General features: G+C 68.4%; 17 protein-coding genes. 13 read left to right on the forward strand and 4 right to left on the reverse strand.

Annotated elements, in window-relative coordinates:
* The first annotated feature begins 100 nt into the window (after positions 1-100).
* From rhlB to rpoH, 6 genes are all read left to right on the forward strand, one after another.
* A complete protein-coding gene (gene rhlB / locus AC1KVE_RS10810; protein ID WP_167709813.1) occupies positions 101-1819 on the forward strand; it encodes an ATP-dependent RNA helicase RhlB in 1719 nt (572 codons plus the stop codon).
* A gap of 75 nt (positions 1820-1894) precedes the next feature.
* Positions 1895-2581, forward strand: coding sequence for a cell division ATP-binding protein FtsE (ftsE, locus tag AC1KVE_RS10815; RefSeq protein ID WP_016903688.1), 687 nt, complete (start codon positions 1895-1897; stop codon positions 2579-2581).
* A complete protein-coding gene (ftsX, locus tag AC1KVE_RS10820; RefSeq protein ID WP_046344707.1) occupies positions 2578-3528 on the forward strand; it encodes a permease-like cell division protein FtsX in 951 nt (316 codons plus the stop codon). Before ftsE ends, ftsX begins: the two co-directional genes overlap by 4 nt.
* 8 nt (positions 3529-3536) lie before the next feature.
* On the forward strand, positions 3537-4379 hold the full coding sequence (locus tag AC1KVE_RS10825) for a response regulator (protein ID WP_016903686.1): 843 nt from the start codon (positions 3537-3539) through the stop codon (positions 4377-4379).
* Positions 4380-4384: 5 nt separating this feature from the next.
* A complete protein-coding gene (ung, locus tag AC1KVE_RS10830; protein ID WP_054591102.1) occupies positions 4385-5110 on the forward strand; it encodes a uracil-DNA glycosylase in 726 nt (241 codons plus the stop codon).
* Positions 5111-5310: 200 nt separating this feature from the next.
* Positions 5311-6186 carry an RNA polymerase sigma factor RpoH gene (rpoH, locus tag AC1KVE_RS10835; protein ID WP_024938885.1) on the forward strand — a complete coding sequence of 292 codons (876 nt, stop codon included), beginning with the start codon at positions 5311-5313 and terminating at the stop codon, positions 6184-6186.
* Positions 6187-6336: 150 nt separating this feature from the next.
* Here the strand turns inward: rpoH and AC1KVE_RS10840 are convergent, their stop codons facing one another.
* Both AC1KVE_RS10840 and AC1KVE_RS10845 read right to left on the reverse strand, forming a co-directional pair.
* Positions 6337-6951: a trimeric intracellular cation channel family protein gene (locus AC1KVE_RS10840; RefSeq protein WP_016903683.1), complete on the reverse strand. Its 615-nt coding sequence runs from the start codon at positions 6949-6951 to the stop codon at positions 6337-6339.
* A 52-nt stretch (positions 6952-7003) separates the two neighbouring features.
* Positions 7004-8296 (reverse strand): NAD(P)/FAD-dependent oxidoreductase, encoded by a 1293-nt coding sequence (locus tag AC1KVE_RS10845; protein ID WP_481092077.1) that lies wholly within the window; start codon positions 8294-8296, stop codon positions 7004-7006.
* Positions 8297-8414: 118 nt separating this feature from the next.
* On the opposite strand from AC1KVE_RS10845, the gene AC1KVE_RS10850 reads away from it, so the two are divergent.
* Genes AC1KVE_RS10850 through AC1KVE_RS10860 form a run of 3 tightly spaced genes read left to right on the forward strand, consistent with a single transcriptional unit; the run spans position 8415 to position 10434 of the window.
* The gene (locus tag AC1KVE_RS10850; RefSeq protein WP_481092078.1) at positions 8415-8948 is read left to right on the forward strand and encodes a hypothetical protein; all 534 of its coding nucleotides are present in this window, start codon (positions 8415-8417) and stop codon (positions 8946-8948) included.
* On the forward strand, positions 8945-9775 hold the full coding sequence (locus tag AC1KVE_RS10855; protein ID WP_481092079.1) for an NYN domain-containing protein: 831 nt from the start codon (positions 8945-8947) through the stop codon (positions 9773-9775). The genes AC1KVE_RS10850 and AC1KVE_RS10855 overlap by 4 nt, the downstream gene beginning before the upstream one ends.
* Positions 9772-10434, forward strand: a complete 663-nt coding sequence (locus tag AC1KVE_RS10860; protein WP_386134523.1) for a glutathione S-transferase family protein — start codon at positions 9772-9774, stop codon at positions 10432-10434. Before AC1KVE_RS10855 ends, AC1KVE_RS10860 begins: the two co-directional genes overlap by 4 nt.
* Before the next feature lie 347 nt (positions 10435-10781).
* Here the strand turns inward: AC1KVE_RS10860 and AC1KVE_RS10865 are convergent, their stop codons facing one another.
* Positions 10782-13004: a primosomal protein N' gene (locus AC1KVE_RS10865; protein WP_481092080.1), complete on the reverse strand. Its 2223-nt coding sequence runs from the start codon at positions 13002-13004 to the stop codon at positions 10782-10784.
* Positions 13005-13474: 470 nt separating this feature from the next.
* Here AC1KVE_RS10865 and AC1KVE_RS10870 point away from each other — a divergent pair, with 470 nt between their 5' ends.
* The 4 genes from AC1KVE_RS10870 to sppA all read left to right on the forward strand — a co-directional run bounded on the left by AC1KVE_RS10870 (position 13475) and on the right by sppA (position 18825).
* Positions 13475-14509 carry a hypothetical protein gene (locus AC1KVE_RS10870; protein WP_481092081.1) on the forward strand — a complete coding sequence of 345 codons (1035 nt, stop codon included), beginning with the start codon at positions 13475-13477 and terminating at the stop codon, positions 14507-14509.
* On the forward strand, positions 14496-15098 hold the full coding sequence (locus tag AC1KVE_RS10875) for a DUF3106 domain-containing protein (RefSeq protein ID WP_481092082.1): 603 nt from the start codon (positions 14496-14498) through the stop codon (positions 15096-15098). The genes AC1KVE_RS10870 and AC1KVE_RS10875 overlap by 14 nt, the downstream gene beginning before the upstream one ends.
* Before the next feature lie 364 nt (positions 15099-15462).
* A complete protein-coding gene (locus tag AC1KVE_RS10880; protein ID WP_054591083.1) occupies positions 15463-16839 on the forward strand; it encodes an MATE family efflux transporter in 1377 nt (458 codons plus the stop codon).
* A gap of 84 nt (positions 16840-16923) precedes the next feature.
* On the forward strand, positions 16924-18825 hold the full coding sequence (sppA, locus tag AC1KVE_RS10885; RefSeq protein ID WP_184458042.1) for a signal peptide peptidase SppA: 1902 nt from the start codon (positions 16924-16926) through the stop codon (positions 18823-18825).
* A gap of 277 nt (positions 18826-19102) precedes the next feature.
* Here the strand turns inward: sppA and AC1KVE_RS10890 are convergent, their stop codons facing one another.
* Positions 19103-19318 carry a hypothetical protein gene (locus AC1KVE_RS10890; RefSeq protein ID WP_016903674.1) on the reverse strand — a complete coding sequence of 72 codons (216 nt, stop codon included), beginning with the start codon at positions 19316-19318 and terminating at the stop codon, positions 19103-19105.
* Between the last annotated feature and the right edge of the window lie 16 nt (positions 19319-19334).

The following is a 19334-nucleotide window of genomic DNA, read 5'->3' on the forward strand; positions in this document are numbered from 1 at the left end:
GAAGCCGCGCTGTCCGCCACAACAGCCGCAGTTTGCGACGCTGTCGGCATCGATGCAAGCCGCGCCCGGGCTGCCCAGGGCGCCTCACGAAGACGGAATAATGAGCGACAAACCGCTGACCGATTTGACTTTTTCCACGTTCGACCTGCATCCGGCGCTGATCGCCGGGCTGGAGAGCGCCGGGTTTACCCGCTGTACCCCGATCCAGGCGCTGACCCTGCCGGTCGCGCTGCCGGGCGGCGACGTCGCCGGCCAGGCCCAGACCGGCACTGGCAAGACCCTGGCGTTCCTGGTGGCGGTGATGAACCGCCTGCTGATCCGCCCGGCGCTGGCCGACCGCAAGCCGGAAGACCCGCGCGCGCTGATCCTGGCGCCGACCCGCGAGCTGGCGATCCAAATCCACAAGGATGCGGTCAAGTTCGGCGCCGACCTGGGCCTGCGCTTCGCGCTGGTCTACGGCGGGGTGGACTACGACAAGCAGCGCGAGCTGCTGCAGCAGGGCGTGGACGTGATCATCGCCACCCCGGGCCGGCTGATCGACTACGTCAAGCAGCACAAGGTGGTCTCGCTGCATGCCTGCGAGATCTGCGTGCTGGACGAAGCCGACCGCATGTTCGACCTGGGCTTCATCAAGGACATCCGCTTCCTGCTGCGGCGCATGCCCGAGCGCGGCACCCGCCAGACCCTGCTGTTCTCGGCCACGCTCAGTCACCGCGTGCTCGAGCTCGCCTACGAGCACATGAACGAGCCGGAAAAGCTGGTCGTCGAAACCGAGAGCATCACCGCCGCACGGGTGCGCCAGCGCATCTATTTCCCATCCGACGAAGAGAAGCAGACGCTGCTGCTGGGCCTGCTGTCGCGCAGCGAAGGCGCGCGCACCATGGTGTTCGTCAATACCAAGGCGTTCGTCGAGCGCGTGGCGCGCACGCTGGAGCGGCATGGCTACCGGGTCGGCGTGCTGTCGGGCGACGTGCCGCAGAAGAAGCGCGAGTCGCTGCTCAACCGTTTCCAGAAGGGCCAGCTCGAAATCCTGGTCGCCACCGACGTGGCCGCGCGCGGCCTGCACATCGACGGCGTCAAGTACGTCTACAACTACGACCTGCCGTTCGATGCGGAAGACTACGTGCACCGTATCGGCCGTACCGCGCGGCTGGGCGAAGAGGGCGATGCGATCAGCTTCGCCTGCGAGCGCTATGCGATGAGCCTGCCGGACATCGAGGCCTATATCGAGCAGAAGATCCCGGTCGAGCCAGTGACCTCCGAGCTGCTGACGCCGCTGCCGCGTACCGCGCGTGTACCGGTGGAAGGCGAAGAGGCCGACGAGGATGCTGGCGACAGCGTGGGCACCATCTTCCGCGAGGCGCGCGAACAGCGTGCTGCCGAAGAGCAGCGCCGCGGCGGTGGTCGCAGCGGCCCGGGCGGCCCATCGCGTAGCGGCAGTGGCGGCGGTCGCCGCGACGGCGGCAGTGCCGATGGCAAGCCGCGTCCGCGTCGCAAGCCGCGTGTGGAGGGCGAAGCCCCGGCAGCGGCAGCGCCGACCGAAACGCCGGTGGTTGCGGCGGCGTCGGTCGAGGCGCCTTCCACCATCGTGGCCGATGCCGAGCGCGCACCACGCAAGCGGCGCCGTCGTCGCAACGGCCGTCCGGTCGAAGGTGCCGAGCCGGCAGTGGCCTCCACACCGGTCGCCGCACCTGCCGCACCGCGCAAGCCCACCCAGGTGGTCGCCAAGCCGGTGCGCAGCGCCGCCAAGCCGTCCGGCAGCCCGTCGCTGCTGAGCCGTATCGGCCGTCGCCTGCGCTCGCTGGTGTCCGGCAACTGATCGCCTGCGGCCTGCGTCGCATTGCCGGGCTCCGGCGATGCGACGCAAGCGCTGGCGCTCCGGCATAATCGCTGGATGACCGTTCTGCGTTTCGACAACGTCAGCAAGCACTACGCCGGTGGCCACCAGGCGCTGACCGATGTCAGCTTCGAAGTGGCCGATGGCGAGATGCTGTTCGTGACCGGCCACTCCGGCGCCGGCAAAAGCACCCTGCTCAAATTGATCCACCTCAGCGAGCGGCCCAGCCAGGGCGCAGTACTGCTGGGCGAACGCAACCTGCTCAAGGTGCGCGGCCGGCAGATTCCGCTGCACCGTCGCCAGGTGGGTGCGGTCTATCAGGACCATCGCCTGCTCAACGACCGCAGCATCGCCGAGAACGTGGCGTTACCGCTGATCCTGCGCGGCACCCGGCGTGCGGAGATCGGCAAGCGCGTGCGCTCGGCATTGGAGCGGATCGGGCTGGCCCATCGCGAGCGGGCCTTGCCGTCGCAGTTGTCGGCCGGCGAGCAGCAGCGCGTGGGCATCGCCCGCGCCATCGTCGGCGAACCGCGCCTGCTGGTGGCCGATGAGCCCACCGGCAATCTGGATCCGGCGCTGGCTGCGGAAATCATGCAGTTGTTCGCCGAGCTGCCCGCGCGCGGCACCAGCGTGCTGGTGGTCAGCCATGACCTGGCCCTGCTCAAGCAGATGCGCAAGCGCGTGCTGATCCTGGATCACGGCCGCCTGGTCGACGACATCTCGCCGCAGGATCTGGCCGAATGAGCAAGCCCGCCAATACCGAAGCCGTCGCCCCCTCGCGGGTCGGCGTGTGGATCGACCACCATCTGCACAGCATCGCCTTCAGCCTGGGCCGTGCCATGCGCAAGCCGTGGGCCACCTTGCTGACCATCGTGGTGATGGCGCTGGCGCTGGCCTTGCCGCTGGGGCTGTCGATCGCGCTGGACAACGTCAAGTTGCTGGCCGGCAGCGTGCAGCAGTCACGCGAGATCAACCTGTTCCTGAAGGTCGAGATCGGCGCCGAGGCCGCGCAGGCCCTGGCCGGCGAACTGCGCGCGCGCCCGGACGTTGCCCAGGTCGCGCTGCGCACGCCGGCGCAGGGGCTGACCGAGCTGCGCGAGAGCGCCAAGCTCGACGAGGCGATCGATGCGCTGGGCGACAACCCGCTGCCGACGCTATTGGTCGTCACGCCCACCGAAACGGCTGACGATGCGCAGCTGGCCGGTGCGCTGCAGGCCTTGCCGCAGGCCGACCAGGTGCAGCACGACGCGCTGTGGCGCAAGCGCCTGGATGGCTGGCTGCACTTCGGCGAGCGGCTGGTGCAGGTGTTGTCGGCACTGCTGGGTGTCGGCGCGGTGCTGGTGGTCGGCAATACGGTGCGGCTGGACATCCAGTCGCGGCGCGAGGAAATCGGCGTGCTGCAGTTGCTGGGCGCCAGCGATGGCTTCATCCGGCGTCCGTTTCTGTACCTGGGGGCCTGGTACGGGCTCGGTGCCGGCGCTGTGGCGCTCGCGCTGATCGCCGCCTCCGGGCTGGCGCTGCGCGCGCCGTTGGCGACCCTGGCCGACAGTTATGGCAGCTCCTTTACCCTGCACGGGCTGGATCTGCTGCATTCTGCGCTGGTGCTGGTCGGCACCCTGGTCCTGGGCTGGCTGGGCGCCTGGCTGGTCACCGGCCATTTTCTTCGCCAGACCCGTCCCACCGAGACCTGAGGCCTGCCATGCATCCACCGGATCTCAAGCACCTGATCAGCGACGCGCCGCGCGTGATGGTGGTCGATGGCTCCAAGCTGGTGCGCAAGCTGATCGCCGATGTGTTGCAGCGTGATCTGCCCAACGTGCAGGTGATCGGCTGCTCCAGCATCGCCGAGGCGCGCCAGGCGCTGGAAGCCGGGGCGGTGGATCTGGTCACCACCTCGCTGTCGCTGCCCGATGGCGACGGCCTGACCCTGGCGCGCAGCGTGCGCGAAGCGGCCGGCCAGGCCTATGTGCCGGTGATCGTGGTCTCCGGCGATGCGCAGCAGCATCTGGTGGAGCGCCGCTTCACCGAATACGTCACCGATTATTTCGACAAGGCGCTGGGCCACGAAGCCCTGGCGACCTTCATCCGCGGCTATGTGCAGCCCGAGCCGGTGGTCGGCGCGACCGTGCTGTACATCGAGGACAGCCGCGTGGTGGCCGAGGCGACCAAGCGCATGCTCGAGCGGCAGAGCCTGAAGGTGGTGCATGTGCTCACCGCCGAGGATGCCTTTGCGCTGCTCACCGCCGAATCGCTGGGCCGCACCGAGCGCCGCATCGACGTGGTGCTGACCGATGTGACCCTGAAGGGCGAGCTCAACGGCCGCGACGTGGTCGAGCGCATCCGCATCGACTTCGCCTACGGCAAGCGTCGCCTGCCGGTGCTGGTGATGACCGGCGACACCAATCCGCGCAACCAGTCCGAGCTGCTGCGCGCCGGCGCCAACGACCTGGTGCAAAAACCCATCGAAGAACGTCTGCTGGTGACCAAGGTGCTGTTCCAGCTGCGCCTGGCTCGGCTCGAGGACCAGGCTGTCACGCTATGACCGAAGTGGCTGAAGTGGAAGCGCGTATCCAGCTGGAACCGTCGTGGAAGGCGCGGGTGGGCGATTGGTTGCTGCGCCCGGAAATGCAGGAGCTGTCCGCATTCCTGCGCCAGCGCAAGGCGGCCGGGGCGCGGGTGTTCCCGCCGGGCCCGCAGATCTTTGCGGCCTTCGACGCCACCCCGTTCGAGCAGGTCAAGGTGGTGATCCTGGGCCAGGACCCGTATCACGGCGAAGGCCAGGCGCATGGGCTGTGCTTTTCGGTGTTGCCTGGCGTGCCGGTGCCGCCGTCGCTGCTCAACATCTACAAGGAGATCCAGGACGACCTGGGCATCGCGCGGCCGGACCATGGCTATCTGATGCCGTGGGCGCGCCAGGGCGTGCTGCTGCTCAATGCGGTGCTGACGGTGGAGCAGGGCCGTGCCGGCGCGCACCAGAACAAGGGCTGGGAAGGCTTCACCGACCATGTGGTGGAGACCCTCAACCGCGAGCGCGAAGGCCTGGTGTTCCTGCTCTGGGGCAGCTACGCGCAGTCCAAGGGCAAGGTCATCGACCAGGCGCGCCATCGCGTGTTCAAGGCCCCGCATCCCTCGCCGTTGTCGGCGCATCGCGGCTTTCTGGGCTGCCAGCACTTCTCCAAGACCAACGAGCACCTGCAGCGCCGCGGGCTGGGCCCGATCGACTGGTCGCTGCCGCCCCGCAACGCGCTGGACACCACTCCGGCCAGCGGCTGAACGGTACCGGCGCCGGCCCCCTTTCGCGGCGGCTTTGTCACGGTCTACCCAGGTCGGCGGTGGTAGCGTAGGTGCTCGAAGTCGGGAGTTGCGCCGTAGAACGACGGCAACGCCAAAAGCCCGAACTTCCTATAAATGGAACGCTGGGAACTCTTTCTGTACCCGGCAGTCCAATAGTTCGACTGCTAAGATGGTGCCCTATGAACCAGATCACCTCGACTGCCCTAGTGGCAAACAATCTCCCGATTCCCAGTGCGCTCGGTTCGCTGGACGCCTACATCGGTGCCGTGCACCAGATCCCGGTGCTGTCGGTCGATGAGGAACAGAATCTTGCCCGTCGCTTCCGTGACGAGCTGGATCTGGACGCCGCGCGCGAGCTGGTCCATTCCCACCTGCGCTTCGTGGTGCACGTCGCTCGCGGCTACAACGGCTACGGCCTGCCGCTGGGCGACCTGATCCAGGAAGGCAACATCGGCCTGATGAAGGCGGTCAAGCGCTTCGACCCGGAAATGGGCGTGCGCCTGGTCAGCTTCGCAGTGCACTGGATCCGTGCGGAAATGCACGAGTTCATCCTAAAGAACTGGCGCATCGTCAAGGTCGCCACGACCAAGGCGCAGCGCAAGCTGTTCTTCAACCTGCGCAAGTCCAAGACCCGCCTGGGCTGGCTCAATGCGTCCGAGGTGACTGCGGTCGCCAAGGACCTGAACGTCTCCGAGCGCGAAGTGATGGAGATGGAGTCGCGTCTGTCCGGTCGCGATATCGGCTTCGATGCCTCGTCCGACGAAGACGACGATCATGGTCCGCCGTCGCCGGTGAGCTACCTGGTGGCCAACGACGAAGATCCGTCGCAGGCCTACGAGCGCCACGACAGCGAGGACAATCAGCTGCAGTTGCTGCGCGAAGGCATGGCCGGCCTGGATACGCGCTCGCGCGACATCGTCAAGCGCCGCTGGCTGGACTCCGACTCCAAGGTGACGCTGCAGGAGCTGGCCGACGAGTATGGCGTGTCGGCCGAGCGTATCCGCCAGATCGAGGCGAATGCGCTGAAGAAGATGAAGGCGCTGTTCGTGGCCTGATCCTTCGATCATGCCCCAGGCGTTGCACAAACGGCCCGGTTTTCCGGGCCGTTTGCATGTGGGCTGCCGGTGCTGCGTCGAGTCCGACGACGCGTGGTGGTTCGTCGTGGTCGCTCGCCGATGATCGACCGCGCGCTGCGCCCGCCGGCGCTATTCCGGCAGGCGCGCCACCGGCAGATGCCAGCCGTAGCGGATGGCCATGAAGCGCAGCCCGAAACAGACCAGCGCACCGGTCGCCAGCGACCAGGCCTGCGGCACTGCGAGCATGTGCCCGATCGCGACCAGGCCGCCACCGGCCAGCGCGGCGACCGCATACAGCTCGGCCTGCAGCACCACCGGCGTCCGCGCCACCAGCAGATCGCGCGCGATGCCGCCGCCGATGCCGCTGAGCATGCCGAGCAAGGTCGCGCTGAGCGGACTGAGCTGGTAATCGAGCGCCTTGCTGGTGCCGTAGACCGCAAACAACGCCAACCCGGCCGCGTCGAACAGCTGCACCGGGTTGCGCAGCCGTTCCACCGCCGCATGCCAGTAGAAACCGGCCACGCCGGCCAGGCAGGCGACCAGCAGGTACTGCGGATGCACCAGCGCGGCCGGCGGGGTCGCGCCGATCAGCACATCGCGCACGATGCCGCCGGACACCGCCGCCGCGCACGACAGCACCAGTACGCCGAACAGATCCAGGCGATTGCGCACCGCCACGGTCGCGCCGCTGAGGGCGAACACGAAGGTGCCGAGCAGATCCAGCAGGAACAGGAGAGTGGTCACGATCAGACCGTCGCATCAGGCCGCACAGCATCGCGCACGGCCTGAGCCGCTGTCATCCGTCCTTGCTGCTGGGCGGTGGGTCGTCGGTGGCACCGCCGAAGATGATGCGCGCGGCGCGCTGGTAGCTCCAGTACGCCATCGCCCAGTTCACCAGCACCACGAACCGGTTGCGGAAGCCGATCAGGAAGTACACGTGCGCGGCCAGCCAGAACCACCAGGCCACGATGCCGGAGAGCTTGAGCTTGCCGACATGCACGATGGCGGCCATGCGGCCGATCGTGGCCAAGTTGCCGTAGTCCTGGTAACGGAAGGCTGGTGCAGGCTGGCTGCGGTGGCGGGCGCGGACCGCCTTGGCGATGTGCTTGCCCATCTGCTTTGCTGCCGGTGCCACGCCCGGTACCGGGCGGCCGTCCTGCTGGACCGAGGCCAGGTCGCCGCCGACGAAGATCTCCGGGTGACCGGGTACGCTCAGGTCCGGCTCCACCAGCACGCGGCCGGCACGATCCAGCGGCACGCCCAGCGTGCGCGCCAGCGGCGATGCCGCCACGCCGGCGGCCCACACCACGGTGCGTGCAGGCACAAAGGTGTCGCCGAGCTGATAGCCCAGCGCATCGATGTGGGTGACCGGCGTGCCGGTGTGCACCTCCACGCCCAGGCGCTCGAGCTGCTTGCGCGCCTTGGCGGTGAGATCGTCCGGGAACGAGGGCAGCACGCGCGGGCCGGCTTCGACCAGGCGCACGCGCGCCTGCTGCGGGTCGATATGGCGGAATTCGTTCTTGAGCGTGTGGCGGGCGATCTCGGCCAGCGTGCCGGCCAGCTCGACGCCGGTCGGGCCGCCGCCGACCACGGCAAAACTCAGCCAGGCTGCGCGTGCGGCCGGGTCGGACTCTGCCTCGGCGCGCTCGAAGGCGAGCAGCAACTTGCGCCGCAGCACCAGCGCGTCGTACAGCGTCTTCAGGCCGGGCGCATGCTCGGCCCATTGATCGTTGCCGAAGTAGGCATGGGTGGCGCCGGTGGCCAGCAGCAACATGTCGTAGCCGAGCGTGCTGCCGTCGGCGAGCACCACCTCACGGCGCGCCGGTGCGATTTCGGCGACGTCGCCGAGCAGCACTTCGACATTGCGCTGCTCGCGCAGGATGTGGCGCAGCGGCGCGGCGATATCCGGTGCCGACAGGCCGGCGGTGGCGACCTGGTACAGCAGCGGCTGGAACAGGTGATGGTTCTGGCGGTCGATCAGGGTGATGCGGATGCCGGGATCGTCGAGTGCGCGGGTGGCCCATAAGCCGGCGAAACCGCCGCCAACCACAACCAGGTGCAGCGGAGCTTGGGAGGGGGAAGAAGTCATCGTAAGGTCCGATGGATTGCGACGCGGGCTCATCAGCATGCCGCATCGGTAATGAACATGCCGCCTGGATCCAGCCTGCCTGCGGCATCATGTCGCATCTCATCCACATGATGACCGCATGCCGTCACTACCGCCGCCGTTGCCGCCGCTGTCGCCACCGCCACCGCCATCCGCTTCGCCGGCGATGGCACCGGCTGCCGCGCGTGCGCCCGGACAGAAACTCAGCGGCGTCTCACTCGGCCTGATCGGGCTGGCGGCCTGCGTGGTGCTGTTCGGCATGCTGGTGCTGGGCGCGCTCGGCTGGCTGATCGTGTTCGGCTGGTCGCTGTTTGCCGACCAGGCACGCGCCGCGCTGCAGGACGATGCGGTGGTGCAGGAACAGATCGGCCAGATCCACACGATGCGGGTGGATCTGGTGCGCACCGGTCTGGCGCCGGGTGACGACGATTTCGTGTTCACGGTGGAAGGCGATCGCGGCCGCGGCCGCGTGCATGCCACCTGGGTCAGCGGCGGGTCCGAGCGCGAGATCCTGAGCGATGGCGTGTTGACCATGCACGATGGCAGCCAGTACACGCTGCCGTCGGCCGATGCGGCCGACACCGAAATCGACACCGCAAGCGACACCGACTCTGCCGACACCTTCGAGGAATGACCATGATCGACAATCCCGACAAACGCATCGCCTTGCTGATCGATGCCGACAACGCGCCGGCCGGCAAGATCGACGTGGTGCTGGCCGAAGTGGCGCGCTATGGCGTGGCCAACGTGCGCCGCGCCTACGGCAACTGGAAGAGTCCGCACCTGAAGAGCTGGGAAGCGGCGCTGCACGAATACGCGATCCGGCCGATCCAGCAATTTGCCTACAGCTCGGGCAAGAACGCCTCGGACATGGCGATGGTGATCGATGCGATGGACCTGTTGTATGCACGCAATCTGGATGGCTTTGCGATCGTTTCCAGCGATGCGGATTTCACTCCGCTGGTGATGCGTCTGCTCACCGATGGCATGAAGGTGTACGGCTTCGGCGAGAAGAAAACCCCGGCGCCGTTCGTCAATGCCTGTTCCAAGTTCACCTATGTCGAAGCGCTGGGCGAGCAGGCGGCAGCGGCCAGCGACACCGCCGCCGGCCGCAAGGATGCCACCGCGCTGCGCGGCGACACCCGGCTGGTGCAGATGCTGCGCAATGCGATCGACAGTGCCTGCGAAGACGATGGCTGGGCGCATCTGGGGGCGGTGGGCAAGCAGGTGGCCAACCAGGCCTCGTTCGACCCACGCAACTACGGTTATCGCAAACTCAGCGACTTGGTGCGTGCGATCGGCCTGTTCGAGATCAAGCAGGACGAGCAGGCCCTGTGGGTGCGCGATGCGCCCAAGGGCGGGCGGGCGAAAGTAGCGCAGCCAGCGGCCACCGTCGCCACGCAGGCGTCCACCGCGAAGCGTCCGGCGCGCGCGACGCCCAAACCGCCAGCAGGGAAATGACGATGGCTGACGCTGCAATGCAATCGGCGGCAGGAAACGCCTCGATCACGCTATGGGGGCGGCGCAATTCCAGCAATGTGCGCAAGGTGCTGTGGTGCGCCGAAGAAGCCGGGGTGCCCTATACCTCGATCGAAGTCGGTGGTGCGTTTGGTCGTAACGACACGCCCGAGTATCGCGCGTTGAATCCCAACGGTCTGGTGCCGACGATGCAGGATGGTGAGTTGGTGCTGTGGGAGTCCAATGCGATCGTGCGCTACCTGGCCGCGCAATATGCGCCGGCCCTGTATCCGCAGGCACCGGCCGAACGCGCGCTGGGCGATCGCTGGATGGACTGGACCACCTCGACGTTTGCCGGCGTGTTTCGCGACCTGTTCTGGGGCGTGCTGCGCACACCGGAACCCGAGCGCGATCCTGCGCGCATCGCCGCGGCGCTGGCGCACTCGGGCGACCTGCTCGCACGCGCGGATGCGGCCCTGGCGCAGCAGCCGTATCTGTCCGGCGCGCAATTTGCGATGGGTGATATTCCGCTGGGCAGCTTCATCTACGCCTGGTTCGAAATGCCGATCGAGCGGCCCGAGCTGCCACATCTGCAGGCGTGGTACCAGCGCCTGCGCGCACGGCCTGCGTACCAGCGTGGCGTGATGACCGCGCTGACCTGAGTTTCGCGTTTCCGCTCAGGCCGGCGTGATTCATGGCAAGCGCCGCACGTGCTGCCGACCCGACACGTTGCTGCAAGGACATGCGCCTCGTACATCACACGGCCAAATAGCCGCGTTCTCTGTAGGAGCGCACTTGTGCGCGAGGGCATTCCCGGTAACGCCCCATCGCGCGCAAGCGCGCTCCTACAAAAACGTGAGGACACTTGTGGCCTGTTCGCTCGCGGTGTTGTAGGAGCGCACCCGGGCGCGAGGGCATTCCCGGTAACGCCACATCGCGCCCAGGTGCGCTCCTACGCAAGCTGGGTACACGGTGGTCTGGCTGCAGCCCCGCGTGCGATACGCCCGCCCTAATACAGATCGATCGGATCCACATCCAGCGACCAGCGTACGCGCCGCGCCTGCGGCAGCGCATAGATCGCAGGCAGTTGCGCGTCCAGCAAACGATGCAGGGCCGAACGCTGTTGCGCCGACAACAGCAACTGGGTGCGCTGGAAACCGGCGCGGCGCGGCATCGGTGCCGGCATCGGGCCGTAGCACTCCACTGCGGCAAACGCAGGCGATTGCGCGGTGCTGTCTGCCGTGGTCAGGCTGCGCACCGCCATCAGGAACTGGTTGGCTGCCGCCACGTCCTTGGCCTCGGCGCGGAACAGCGCCAGATGCGCAAACGGCGGAAATCCCGCGGCCTCGCGCTGTTGCAGTTCGGCATCGGCGAAGGCGTGGTAGCCGCCGTTGACCAGGGTCTGCAGCAGGGGATGTTCGGGGTGATGGGTCTGCAGCCAGACCTCGCCTGGGCGGTCGGCGCGCCCGGCGCGTCCGGCCACCTGGATCAGCTGCTGGGAGAGCTTTTCGGCGGCACGGAAGTCGGCCGAGAACAGGCCTTCGTCGATGCCGACCACCACCACCATGGTCAGCCGTGGCAGATCGTGGCCCTTGGCCAGGATCTGGGTGCCGACCAGGATGCCGGCCTCGCTGCCCAGGCGCGCCAGCTGGGTCTCTAGCGCGTCGCGGCGCTGGGTGGTGCTGCGGTCGATGCGCACCACCGGAAACTCCGGGAACGCTTCGGTCAGGCGTTCTTCCAGCCGCTCGGTGCCGATGCCTTGCGGCTGCAGCGCCAGGCTGGCGCAGGCCGGGCAGGCCAGCGGTGCCTGCTGGCGCGCGCCGCAGTGATGGCATTGCAGGCGCCGCCCGCCGGCGTGCACGGTCATCGGGGTCTGGTGCAGCGGCGTGCTGCAGCGCTGGCAGGCGGCAGTCCAGCCGCAGTCGTGGCACAGCAGCACCGGCGCATAGCCGCGGCGGTTCTTGAACACCAGTACCTGCTCGCCGCGCGCCAGGGTGGCGCCGATGCCGGCCAGCACTTCCGGCGACAGGCCGTCCTTGAGCGGGCGCTTGCGCACGTCGAGCACGCGCACGCGCGGCGGACGCGCCTCGCCGGCGCGGCGCGACAGGCGCAGATGCCGGTAGCGGCCGGAGTAGGCGTTGTGCAGGCTCTCCAGCGACGGCGTGGCGCTGCCCAGGATCACCGGCACATCCAGCGCCTTGCCGCGCACCAGCGCGAAATCGCGGGCGTGATAGCGGATGCCGTCCTGCTGTTTGTAGCTGCCGTCGTGTTCCTCGTCGATCACGATCAGCCCGGCATTGGGCAGCGGGGTGAACACCGCCGAACGCGTGCCGACGATCAGCTTGGCTTCGCCGCGCCAGGCCGCCGCCCACACCCGCGCCCGTTCGCCGTCGGACAGCCCCGAATGCAGCGCGTGTACTGGCACGCCCAGGCGGGCGCGGAAGCGGCCCAGGGTCTGCGGGGTCAGGCCGATCTCCGGCACCAGCACCAGCGCCTGGCGGCCAGCCGCCAGGCAGTCGGCGATCGCCTGCAGGTAGACCTCGGTCTTGCCGCTGCCGGTGACGCCATCGAGCAGATAGGTGGCAAAACCGCTTTGCGCACGGATGGCGTCGGCGGCGGCCTGCTGTTCGTCGTTGAGCTGCGGGCCGTTGCCGGGACGGGGCGGGATGCTGTCGGCCGGCACCGCCACGCGCTCGGCATGGCCGCGCTTGGCCAGACTGCGTGCGGCCTCGCGCCACTGCGGCAGCAAGGGGTCCAGCTGTTCTTCGCCCAGCGTACCGGTCAGCAACAGGGCGGCCAGCAAGGCGGGGCGGCTGCCGGCGCGCAGGCTGGCGGCGCCGGTGCGTCCGGCCTCGGTGAGCTGCCAGGCCCAGGCATGGGTGTCGGCCAGCGGCTCGCCGCGGCGCAACGGGCCGGGCAGGGCGCTGGACTGGGCCTCGCCCAGCGGTGCGTGGGTGTAGCGCGCCAGCCACTGCAGCGAACGCGCCAGCTCCTCGACCAGCAGCGGGGCGTCGTCGCACCAGGCCAGCGCCGGGCGCAGTCCTTCGGCGGAGGCCAACTGGCCGATCTCCACCACCACCCCGACCAGCTCACGCGGCCCGAACGGCACTCGCAACCGGCAGCCGACCCGCGCCGGGTCGGTCAGCGGCGCGTCGGCCGGAGGCAGATAGTCGAACAGTTGTGGCAGCGGCACCGGCAGGGCGACGCGCAAGGTGGCGACGGTCGAAGACATCCGGTCAGTCTACCGACCCTGTCCAGCACCCGGCAGACGCCGCTCGGTCGTCTCCGAATCGGTGCTTCGGCTTACGACGCGTTTGTGTGACGGAAGTGATAAATCCGACGTAAACCTATGTGAGGGCTAGGGAAACGGGTTTATCCACACTGCCTGTGGATAAGCCTGTGAATTAGTCTCGTGCTCCACGCTGTGAAGGCGGATTCACTAGCCTCTGCAACCTGTTGGACATTTTTTCGCCAATCGGCTTAAAGTTATAAGGATCAATCACTTAGGCGTGAAACACGAATGCAACAAAGAAAAATCAACAGTTGACAGACGCCCGCGTATCGGCATGTCTGCCGCTGTGCACAACCTGCGCAGTTGACGGCAGTCGATGGCACCGGGACGCAGCGCAGCCGGGTCGATCTGTCAAGCCATCGGCGGGGGCCGATTGCGTCGGTATCATGCCGGCCGATGCTGGAGTTCCCATGACCGTAGTCCCCGACGCCCCCGTCACCCCTGCCGCGCTGTCTGCTTTCCTGCGCGGTGTCGAACGCCGGGGTCTGGTGCTCGCACAACTGCAATGCGGCGATGGCGCGGCGGCCGAGCGGGCCCTGGCGGCGGCGTTGCGTGCATTCAGCAGCCAGGCGGCGGGTCGCCCGATGGCCGGCTGGCCGATGCGCTTCTGGAGCCTGCTGGCAACGGCACCGCCGCTGCGGCGCGAGCCCATGCCGGGGACCTGGCTGCCGCCGTTCACCGCACTGGGGCGGATGCAGACCAGCGACCGGCTGGCGCTGCTGCTGCGTATCGTGGCCGGGCTGGAAGAAGAGCCTGCCAGCGAGGTGCAAGGCATCGAGGTGGCGGCCTATCGGCAGTCGCTGTCCCGTGCCTGCCCGCGCGATGCGGCCGGCAACCCGGATGCGCAGGCCTGGCGGGCCCTGGCCGAGGCGGCGCAGCAGGAGTTGCGCGAGCTCAGCCCGGCGCAGGTCAGCCGGCTGGCACAGCTCCGCGAGTCGGCCCTGGCCGGCATGCCGCTGCAGCCTGTCGCAGCCGCGCCCGTGGCCGCCGCCGAAGCGCGCCGCCCGGCCGCGCCGCGCCACCGTCCTGCACGCCAGTGGCAGTGGCCGCAGATCGACCGCCGCCACGCCGGCCTCGTGCTGGCCGTGCTGGCGTTGGCGCTGCTGCTTGCGGCGCTGGGCTGGTGGTGGACGCATCGCCGCCCGGCCCTGCCGCCCGAGCCGGTCTCGCAGGCCCCGGCCGGCGTGCTGCATGTCACCGATGCCGCGCCGGTGCTGGTGGAAGACCTTCCCGCCGCCGACTTGCCGGGGGTGGTGGCAAACCCCGGCCTGGATCCGCGCGACCAGGCGATGCTGGCCGACCCGGACCTGGAACTGGCGCGTTCGGCCGATTTCTACGCCTGGTATGCGGCCGGCCATCCGGTGCCGGCCGACGAATCCGGCGCGCATGCCACCGCCGCCGACCAGCCTGCCGCCACCCTGGAGACCGTCGATGACGACAATTAAGTGGTGCGGCCTGCTGGCGCTGGCTGTTGTCGGCATGGCCGCTGCGCAGACCCTGCCGGCGCCGCTGGAGGAAGGCAACGCGACTGCGCCCGCCGGCATGCCGACGCCCGCAGCCGCCACTGCCGCAACCCCGAGCGCCGCGCAGCAGCGCGCGCGCTGGGACGCATTGACGCCGGCCCAGCGGGCCGAGCTGCGCGCCCGTTATGCGGCCTGGAAAGGGCTCACCGCCACCGACCGGTTGGTATTGCGGCAGGCACGCGAGCGTCTGCACGGCTTGCCCGACGACCAGCAGCGCGCGCTGCGCACGCAGTTCACCGCAATGGATCGCCTGCATCGCGATGGCTGGCGCCTGGGCTCGCAGCTGGGTGCGTTCTATCCGCAGTTGCAGCCCCTGATCGGCTACGTGCCGCCAGCGCAGCGCGACACGCTGCTGGCGGCGCTGCGCAGCCTGGACGCCGGGCAGCTGGAACAGCTGGCGATGCTGGCACAACGCACACCGCCGCAGGAGCGCGATGGCTTGCGCGATGCCCTGCTTGCGCAGGCGCCGGCAACGCGCAGCGCCTGGTTGAGGCGCCAGCTGGCGCGCTGATTGGCAGCGGCGGGACTGCGCCGCTGCAGCCCCCTGCGCTGGCGTCGTCTGCCTACGTGCTCGGTGTCCTCCCCGATGCCGGGCAGCGGGGCCGAACACCGAGCCGAGAGCATGCAGGTCTGCCGCCTTCGACGATGCGTGCGCGAAGCGGCGGGCGTCACGAAGGACACGGACTGCGCTGAAGCCCAGGCATCCCGTTCCGGTAACCAGCCACGCCGGCCGCTCGCCGCCGAGCATCTCCCTCCTTACGCCTTGCCGCCGATAGCCGCTGCCCGTGTCGCAAGTGCGGGTAAGATAGCGGCCCCACGCGACCCGGTGCCAGCGCCTCCCGGCACGGCCGTAGTCCGCGCAGCGATCGGTTGTCATGTCTGTCTCTCCTGTACCCACCTCCGCGACGCCGCGTTTCGGCGCGGAAGTGCGCACCACCGGCCTGCTCGCATTGCCGCTGGTACTCGGTCACGTCTCCACCGGCCTGATCGGATTTGTCGATAACGTCATCGCCGGTCACCACGGCACCGCCACGCTGGCGGCGGTCACCATCGGCACCTCGCTGCTGTGGCTGCCGATGCTGGTGCCGATCGGCACGCTGATCTCGTTGACCGCCTCGGTCTCGCAGCTGCGCGGCGCCGGCCGCGAGCGCGAGATCGGCCCGCTGTTCCGCCAGGCCCTGTGGCTGTCGCTGGGGCTGGGCGCGGTGATGTTCGCGTTCCTCAGTGCGGTGCCGCCGCTGTTGCCCACCTTCGGGATTGCGCCGGACATCGTGCCGGGCGCGACCGACTTCCTGCACGCGGTGCGCTGGGGCGGGCCGGCGCTGACGTTCTACTTCTGCATGCGCTATCTCAGCGAGGGCATGCACTGGACCCTGCCGACCATGCTGCTGGGCTTTGGCGGCCTGCTGGTGCTGGCGCCGCTGGGTTATGCGCTGACCTATGGCAAGTTCGGCTTTGCCGAGCACGGTGCGCAGGGCCTGGGCATGGCCTCGGCGGTCACCATGTGGGTGCAGGCCAGCGTGTTTGCGCTGTATCTGTGGCGCTCGCGCCGCTTCGCGCACCTGCAGTTGTTTGCCCATTTCGAAGGCCCGCGCTGGCGTGCGATCGGCGATCTGTTGCGCACCGGTCTGCCGATCGGCATCACCGTGCTGATGGAGGGCGGCCTGTTCATCGTCACCGCCTTGCTGATCGGCCGGCTCGGCTCCACCGAAGCGGCCGCGCACCAGATCGCGATCAACGTCGCGCAGCTGTGTTTCATGATTCCGATGGGCGTGGCCGAGGCGACCACCGTGCGGGTCGGGCATGCGGTCGGGCGCGGCGATCCGCTCGGCATGCGGCGCGCGGCCTGGGCCGGTTACGCCATCGTGCTGGGCACCCAGGCGCTGTCGGCCAGCGTGCTGTTGCTGGGCCACGATGCCATCGTGAGCGTCTATACCGACGATGTGGCGGTGGCCGCGCTGGCCTCGGTGCTGCTGCTGTTTGCCGCCACGTTCCAGTTCCCTGACGGCATCCAGGTGCTTTCCAGCGGCGCGCTGCGTGGGCTCAAGGACACCCGTGTGCCGATGTTCCTGGCGATGTTCTCGTACTGGGGTGTCGGCATGCCGATCGGCGCCGGGCTCGGCCTGGGGCTGGGCTGGGGGCCGCAAGGCATGTGGATCGGCCTGATTCTGGGTCTGACCGTGGCGTCGGTCCTGATGGGCTTGCGCTTCCGGCAGACCAGCCGGCGGCTGACTGCCGGCACGGCCCCCTGACTTCCAGCGCATGCCGCGCGCGCCGCGCAGCCGGTATGCTGGACACCATTGAATTGTATGCAGCGTCTTTTGACGGAGTTTTCCATGAACCACCCCGTGCGTCGCAGTCCCATCGCCAGTTTCTTCGTCGGCCTGTGGGATGTGATGAATTTCACCCGGCGCCTGATCTTCAACCTGGTGTTCTTCGGCTTCCTGTTCCTGGTGCTGCTGCTGTTTGTGGTGGCGATCGCGCGTGGCGACGGCAGCAAGCCGCTGGCCGAGCGCACCACCCTGGTGATCAACCCCGAAGGCACGCTGGTCGAGCAGTTCAGCGCCGACCCGGTGAGCCGGTCGCTGGCCAAGGCGGTCGGTGACAAGAGCGCCGAGGAAGTGCAGCTGCGCGACCTGGTGCGGGTGATCGAGGCGGCCGGCAAGGATCGCAAGATCGAGCGGGTGGTGTTGAACCTGGACAAGTTTCAGCCCGCCGGTTTCGCCTCGCAGCGCGAAGTGGCCGCGGCGTTGCAGAAGCTGCGCGCCTCTGGCAAGCAGATCGTCGCCTTCAGCGAGAGCATGAGCCAGGGCCAGTACCTGCTGGCCGCACAGGCCAACGAGGTCTATCTCGACCCGATGGGCAGCGTGCTGCTGGAAGGGCTTGGCCGTTATCGCCAGTATTTCCGCGAGGGCCTGCAGGACAAGCTCGGCGTGGACGTGCATCTGTTCCGCGTGGGCGAGTACAAGTCCGCCGCCGAGCCGTACATTCTCGATGCCGCTTCGGCCGACGCCAAGGAAGCGGACCTGTTCTGGATGAACGACGTGTGGCAGCGCTACCTGACCGATGTCGGCAAGGCGCGCAAGCTGAGCCCGGCGCAGCTGACCGCCGGCATCGACACGCTGCCCGAGGGCGTGGCCGCCGCCGGTGGCGATCTGGCCAAGTTCGCGCTGCAGCAGAAGCTGGTCGACGGGCTCAAGACCCGCGAGGACGTCGATGCGCTGCTGACCAAGCGCGGCGTGGCCGACAGCGACGCCGACAGCGGCTTTCGCAACATCGGTTTCAACGATTATCTGAGCCAGTTGCAGGCGCAGCGTTCGCCGATGGACAGCCGTCCGCAGGTGGCCGTGGTGGTGGCCGCTGGCGAGATCAGTGGTGGCGAGCAGCCGGCCGGCCGCATCGGTGGCGAGTCCACCGCTGCGTTGCTGCGCCAGGCGCGCGACGACGACGAGGTCAAGGCGGTGGTGCTGCGTGTGGATTCGCCCGGCGGCGAAGTGTTCGCCTCCGAGCAGATCCGTCGCGAGGTGGTCGCGCTCAAGCAGGCCGGCAAGCCGGTGGTGGTGTCGATGGGCGATCTGGCCGCCTCGGGCGGTTACTGGATCAGCATGAACGCCGATCGCATCTATGCCGACCCGTCGACCATCAGTGGCTCGATCGGCATCTTCGGCATGGTGCCCAACCTGACCCGCGCGCTGGACAAGATCGGCGTGCACACCGATGGCGTGGGCACCACGCGCTTTGCCGGTGCCTTCGACATCACCCGTCCGCTGGACCCGGCCGCCGGCCAGGTGATCCAGGCGGTGATCAACAAGGGCTACGCCGACTTCACCGGCAAGGTGGCGCAGGCGCGGCATCAGTCGGTGGACGCCATCGACAAGGTCGCACGCGGCCGCGTGTGGAGCGGTGCGCAGGCCAGGCAGCATGGCCTGGTGGACGCGTTCGGCGGCATGTCCGAAGCGGTGGCCGATGCGGCCGACCGCGCCAAGTTGAGCCGCGGCAAGTTCCGCGTGCGCTACGTGGAAAAGCCGGCGACGCCGTTCTCGCAGTTCATGAGCGGATTTGCCGGCAGCCGCATGGGCGCCTGGATGCTGGGCGATTCGGGCATGGCGCGCGCACTGCTGGCGCGCTCGCTGCCGGAAGTGGACACGCAGTTGCGTTTCGTCGAAGACGCCGTGCACGACAGCAAGGCGGGCGGTACCCCGGTCAAGTCGCTGGCGTACTGCTTCTGCGGCTTCTGACGCGGCAGGTTCACAACGTGATGGATCGACAACGCCGGCCCTGTGCCGGCGTTGTTGTATCTGCGCTCAGGCGATGCAGCAATGCGGGCGCGCCAACAGCGCAAAAATGGCAGGACGCACGGCGCCGCGGTCACAGGCAATCAGCCATCGGTCGAGCGACCTCACGCGTGTTTGCCGTGCGCGCAGATGCAGTGATCGCCTTGCGCTCAATCGCAGGCGCGCACGCGCAGTTGCTGGGTCGACAAAAAACGCGCGTGCTTCAGCCAGCAGGCTTCGGTTACTGCGTGGCCGCATCGATCGCCTTGCGTTGATCATCTGCGGCCTGATCGCTTGCCGCCTGCACTGCGTGCGCCTTGTTCAACGGTTCCTGGATGTGGTCGCGCAGGGCGGTGGCCTGCGGCTCGGGCTTCTGCTCGGTGGGCGCAGGTTGCGGCCGCTGACAGGCGCCCAGCAGCAACGTCAGGCTGATCGCAAGAATCCAATGCCGTTTCATCGTCGTGACCTCGCTC

This window comes from Xanthomonas sp. NCPPB 2864 (assembly GCF_056675615.1).

Excerpts from the sequence above, each read along its gene's own strand:
- ftsE (WP_016903688.1), top strand. The coding sequence starts at position 1,895 with ATGACCGTTCTGCGTTTCGACAACGTCAGCAAGCACTACGCCGGTGGC.
- rhlB (WP_167709813.1), top strand. The coding sequence starts at position 101 with ATGAGCGACAAACCGCTGACCGATTTGACTTTTTCCACGTTCGACCTG.
- ftsX (WP_046344707.1), top strand. The coding sequence starts at position 2,578 with ATGAGCAAGCCCGCCAATACCGAAGCCGTCGCCCCCTCGCGGGTCGGC.
- AC1KVE_RS10870 (WP_481092081.1), top strand. The coding sequence starts at position 13,475 with ATGACCGTAGTCCCCGACGCCCCCGTCACCCCTGCCGCGCTGTCTGCT.
- AC1KVE_RS10845 (WP_481092077.1), bottom strand. The coding sequence starts at position 8,296 with ATGACTTCTTCCCCCTCCCAAGCTCCGCTGCACCTGGTTGTGGTTGGC.
- AC1KVE_RS10825 (WP_016903686.1), top strand. The coding sequence starts at position 3,537 with ATGCATCCACCGGATCTCAAGCACCTGATCAGCGACGCGCCGCGCGTG.
- AC1KVE_RS10880 (WP_054591083.1), top strand. The coding sequence starts at position 15,463 with ATGTCTGTCTCTCCTGTACCCACCTCCGCGACGCCGCGTTTCGGCGCG.
- AC1KVE_RS10890 (WP_016903674.1), bottom strand. The coding sequence starts at position 19,318 with ATGAAACGGCATTGGATTCTTGCGATCAGCCTGACGTTGCTGCTGGGC.
- AC1KVE_RS10865 (WP_481092080.1), bottom strand. The coding sequence starts at position 13,004 with ATGTCTTCGACCGTCGCCACCTTGCGCGTCGCCCTGCCGGTGCCGCTG.
- AC1KVE_RS10850 (WP_481092078.1), top strand. The coding sequence starts at position 8,415 with ATGCCGTCACTACCGCCGCCGTTGCCGCCGCTGTCGCCACCGCCACCG.
- AC1KVE_RS10855 (WP_481092079.1), top strand. The coding sequence starts at position 8,945 with ATGACCATGATCGACAATCCCGACAAACGCATCGCCTTGCTGATCGAT.
- AC1KVE_RS10875 (WP_481092082.1), top strand. The coding sequence starts at position 14,496 with ATGACGACAATTAAGTGGTGCGGCCTGCTGGCGCTGGCTGTTGTCGGC.
- sppA (WP_184458042.1), top strand. The coding sequence starts at position 16,924 with ATGAACCACCCCGTGCGTCGCAGTCCCATCGCCAGTTTCTTCGTCGGC.
- AC1KVE_RS10860 (WP_386134523.1), top strand. The coding sequence starts at position 9,772 with ATGACGATGGCTGACGCTGCAATGCAATCGGCGGCAGGAAACGCCTCG.
- rpoH (WP_024938885.1), top strand. The coding sequence starts at position 5,311 with ATGAACCAGATCACCTCGACTGCCCTAGTGGCAAACAATCTCCCGATT.